Source organism: Hydrogenophaga sp., assembly GCF_022844385.1.
Taxonomy (GTDB): Bacteria; Pseudomonadota; Gammaproteobacteria; order Burkholderiales; family Burkholderiaceae_C; genus Hydrogenophaga.
Genome location: NZ_JALHLX010000108.1, coordinates 8671 through 12166 on the forward strand (window position 1 = coordinate 8671; position 3496 = coordinate 12166).

The 3496-nt window shown below is 67.3% G+C and carries 5 protein-coding genes and 1 pseudogene; 3 read left to right on the forward strand and 3 right to left on the reverse strand.

Features of this window, described 5'->3' with window-relative positions; translation table 11 throughout:
* The first annotated feature begins 6 nt into the window (after positions 1-6).
* Positions 7-951 carry a glutathione synthase gene (gshB, locus tag Q0C59_RS15305; RefSeq protein ID WP_291216978.1) on the forward strand — a complete coding sequence of 315 codons (945 nt, stop codon included), beginning with the start codon at positions 7-9 and terminating at the stop codon, positions 949-951.
* Complete coding sequence (locus Q0C59_RS15310; RefSeq protein ID WP_291216967.1) at positions 948-1220, forward strand: VF530 family protein; 273 nt, start codon at positions 948-950, stop codon at positions 1218-1220. Before gshB ends, Q0C59_RS15310 begins: the two co-directional genes overlap by 4 nt.
* A gap of 15 nt (positions 1221-1235) precedes the next feature.
* Here Q0C59_RS15310 and Q0C59_RS15315 read toward each other — a convergent pair whose 3' ends face one another.
* Together Q0C59_RS15315 and Q0C59_RS15320 are read right to left on the reverse strand one after the other, a co-directional pair.
* Complete coding sequence (locus Q0C59_RS15315; protein WP_370654309.1) at positions 1236-1556, reverse strand: multidrug efflux SMR transporter; 321 nt, start codon at positions 1554-1556, stop codon at positions 1236-1238.
* A gap of 104 nt (positions 1557-1660) precedes the next feature.
* Complete coding sequence (locus Q0C59_RS15320; RefSeq protein ID WP_291216972.1) at positions 1661-2371, reverse strand: extensin family protein; 711 nt, start codon at positions 2369-2371, stop codon at positions 1661-1663.
* A 68-nt stretch (positions 2372-2439) separates the two neighbouring features.
* Between Q0C59_RS15320 and Q0C59_RS15325 the strand changes: the two genes are divergently transcribed.
* Positions 2440-3381: an alpha/beta fold hydrolase gene (locus Q0C59_RS15325; RefSeq protein ID WP_291216975.1), complete on the forward strand. Its 942-nt coding sequence runs from the start codon at positions 2440-2442 to the stop codon at positions 3379-3381.
* 28 nt (positions 3382-3409) lie between these two features.
* Here Q0C59_RS15325 and Q0C59_RS15330 read toward each other — a convergent pair.
* Positions 3410-3496, reverse strand: a pseudogene (locus tag Q0C59_RS15330) (ABC transporter permease); the annotation flags it as partial.

The window sequence follows — 3496 nt, forward strand, 5'->3', positions numbered from 1 at the left end:
CAAGCCATGAACATCCTCTTTGTCGCCGACCCGCTGGTCACCTTCAAGACCTACAAGGACACCACCTTCGCCATGATGCGCGAGCTGCAGAAACGCGGCCACACCCTGGCCGCCTGCGAACCTCAGCACCTGCAGTGGCAAACCGGCCAGCCCGTGACCGCGCTGGTGCGCCGCATCGAACTCACCGGGGCGGCCGACGACTGGTACCGCGTGCTGCACCAGGGCCGCGAAGCCCTGCACACGTTCGACGCCGTGTTGATGCGCAAGGACCCGCCCTTCGACAGCGAGTTCTTCTACGCCACGCACCTGCTGGAGCAGGCCGAGCGCGAAGGCGCCCGGGTGTTCAACAGCCCGCGTGCGCTACGCGACCACCCTGAAAAACTTGCACTCATGGAGTTCGCCGAGTTCGCACCGCCCACGCTGGTGACGCGCTCTCCCGAGGCCATCCGGCACTTCCACGCCGACCACAAGGACATCATCTTGAAGCCGCTGGACGGCATGGGTGGCATGGGCATCTTCCGCGTCGGGCCCGACGGCATGAATCTGGGCTCCATCACCGAGACGCTCAACCAGGGCGGCGCCACCAGCGTGATGGTGCAGGCCTACCTGCCCGCCATCGTGGACGGCGACAAACGCCTGCTGCTCATTGGCGGCAAGGTGGCGCCTTTTGTGCTGGCGCGCATTCCGCAAGGCACCGAGTTGCGCGGCAACCTGGCCGTGGGCGGCAAGGGCGTGGCCCAGCCCCTGAGCGACACCGACCGCGCCATCGCCGAGGTGGTGGCGCCCGTTCTGGCCGCGCGCGGGCTGTTGCTGGTGGGGCTGGACATGATCGGCGACAAGGTGACCGAGATCAACGTGACCAGCCCGACCTGCTTCCAGGAGATCCAGCAGCAAACCGGGTTTGATGTGCCGGCGATGTTTGTCGATGCGCTTGAGGCAGCGATGACATGAGCGAAGCAGACGCCGACTCGGCGGCCGCAGCGCCAGGCCAACCCAGGAACCCCTTGCACGGGCTGACGCTGGAGACCATCGTCACCGCGCTGGCCGACCACTACGGTTGGGAAGAGTTGGGTCAGCGCATTCCCGTGCGCTGCTTCAACGTGGACCCCAGCGTGGGTTCGAGCCTGCGCTTCCTGCGCAAGACACCGTGGGCACGCGAGAAGGTCGAAGGCCTCTACCTCTTCATGCTGCGCGAAGAGCGCCGTGCGGGCCGGGGTTGAAAGCCGCCTCGGCGCTCAGTGCGCCGTGGCCTTGGAAAACACGTTGAGCACCACCACACCGGCAATGATCAGGCCCATGCCCAGCAGGCCGGCCAAGTCGATACGCTGGCCATAGAGCAACCAGGCCACCGCGGTGATCAGCACGATCCCCAGGCCCGACCAGACCGCGTACGCAATGCCCACCGGCACACTCTTGAGCACCAGCGACAGGCAGTAAAACGCCACGCCATAGCCCACCACCACGATCAGCGAGGGCACGAGCCGCGTGAAACTCTCGCTCGCCTTCAAGGCGGTGGTTCCGATCACCTCGGCCACGATGGCCAGTCCCAGGATCATCCAGGCATTCAATCGGTGGTCTCCTTTGAGTACAACGTTGTTCGAGGAGGAGCGACTCTGCCACAGGACAGCGGTGTGTGTCTGTCGGCCCCGCTTGCAGCACCTCACCGGCAGATGCGGTAGGGGCCTTGATCCAGGTGAAAGTGGTCACGGTGGGCCGCGTTGTAGTCGGGGCCCAGCGTGCCCTTGAAGAAGCGGCAGGCGCCGTCGCGCACCTCGCGCAGGAAGGCGACCTCGGCGGCCTCGCCTTCCCAGTCGTTGACCAGGCTGATGCGCCGACCGTTGCCCAGACGGAAGCCGGCCACGTCAAAAGCGTTGGCGCTGGCGTGCTGGCTGCGTCGTTCTCCCTCACCGCCTGCGCCGCGCACGTTGCGGCAGGCGTAGCTGCCGAAGTGCTCGATGCGCGCCACAGGCTGGGAAAAGTGCGCCTGCGCAGCGGGTTGCAGCGCATGGCGCTCCCACATGGCCAGCGACAAGGCCGCGCTGCAGGTGAGCGTGAATGCGGGCGCAAAACGCGCGTCGTCCACCCGCGCCGCAGCCGCCCAACCACAGCCGTCACCCGTTGCGTTGTCGGGTATGGCGGTGTGCTTCAAGGTCGAGGCCGCCAGCGCCTCGCTGCACAGGGCCGGGTCGGCAGCGGTGCGTTGCAGCTTGTAGCCCGTGAGCCAGTTCGGCGGCTCGGCCACGTTCAGCGGGGCCCAGGGGTTCCAGTGCGCCGGCACATCGACGCGGCCGCTTTGCACGGCCCAAGCCAGCAGGCCGGCGACAACAACAGAGAGGACCAACAGGATTCGGATCACGGACCATGGTGCCATGATGGGCCGCCCCACGGGTCCGTGTGGGCAGAATCGATGGGTCGCCCGATGCGGGCTGGGGGAAATCCATGCGAGGTCTGAAGTTTCTGGGCGTTGCGGTGCTGGCGCTGCTGGTGCTGGCGGTTGTCTGGCTGGCCATGAACTGGGCGCCCGACCGCCCGGTCGCCTCCCTCAAGGCGCGCTGGGCCGCGCCGCCCTCGCAGTTCGTCCGGGTCGGGGGCATGGACGTGCACCTGCGCGACGAGGGTCCGCGCGGGGACCCGCTGCCCATCGTGCTGGTGCACGGCACCTCCGCCAGCCTGCACACCTGGGACGGCTGGGTCGACACCCTCAAGCAGCGGCACCGCGTGATCCGTGTCGATCTGCCCGGCTTCGGACTCACCGGGCCGTCGCCCGACGGCGACTACAGCCTGCCCGCCTATGCGCGCTTCATCGTGCAGTTGATGGACCGGCTGAACCTGCAGCAGGTGGTGCTGGCGGGCAACTCGCTGGGTGGCGCGGTGGCATGGAAGACCGCCGTGGACCACCCGACACGCATCGCCAGGCTGGTGCTGGTGGACGCGGCCGGCTACCCGATGGAGGCGCAGTCCATTCCGCTGGGGTTCCGGCTCGCGAACATGCCGGCACTTTCGCCTCTGCTGCGCAACGTGCTGCCCCGGCGCCTGGTCGAATCGAGCGTGCGCAATGTGTACGCTGACCCCGGCAAGGTGACGCCGGAACAGATCGACCGCTACTTCGAGCTCACATTGCGCGAAGGCAACCGCCGGGCACTGAGCGATCGCCTGCGAGCGGGCAACGAAGCGTTTGCCACACAGATCGCGCAAATCAAACAGCCCACGCTGGTGCTGTGGGGCGCGCAGGACCAGCTGATCCCGCCGGCGCAGGCACAGTACTTTGCCCGCGACATCCAGGGCAGCCAGGTGCAGGTGTTTGAAGGCCTCGGCCACGTCCCGCATGAAGAAGACCCGGCGCGCACGGTGGCTGCGGTGCAGGCGTTTCTGGGGCGGTGAAATCGTTGCGCGCGACCTCCGAGGTCGCTCAGAGCTTCTCTGTTTCTCCCACCTTGGGCTGCCACTTCATCAGCCGCTTCTCGATCCTGCCGACCGCCGCGTCCAGGGCCAGCGC

Coding starts and splice junctions, on each gene's coding strand:
- gshB (WP_291216978.1), top strand. CDS start 7: ATGAACATCCTCTTTGTCGCCGACCCGCTGGTCACCTTCAAGACCTAC.
- Q0C59_RS15310 (WP_291216967.1), top strand. CDS start 948: ATGAGCGAAGCAGACGCCGACTCGGCGGCCGCAGCGCCAGGCCAACCC.
- Q0C59_RS15315 (WP_370654309.1), bottom strand. CDS start 1,556: ATGATCCTGGGACTGGCCATCGTGGCCGAGGTGATCGGAACCACCGCC.
- Q0C59_RS15320 (WP_291216972.1), bottom strand. CDS start 2,371: ATGGCACCATGGTCCGTGATCCGAATCCTGTTGGTCCTCTCTGTTGTT.
- Q0C59_RS15325 (WP_291216975.1), top strand. CDS start 2,440: ATGCGAGGTCTGAAGTTTCTGGGCGTTGCGGTGCTGGCGCTGCTGGTG.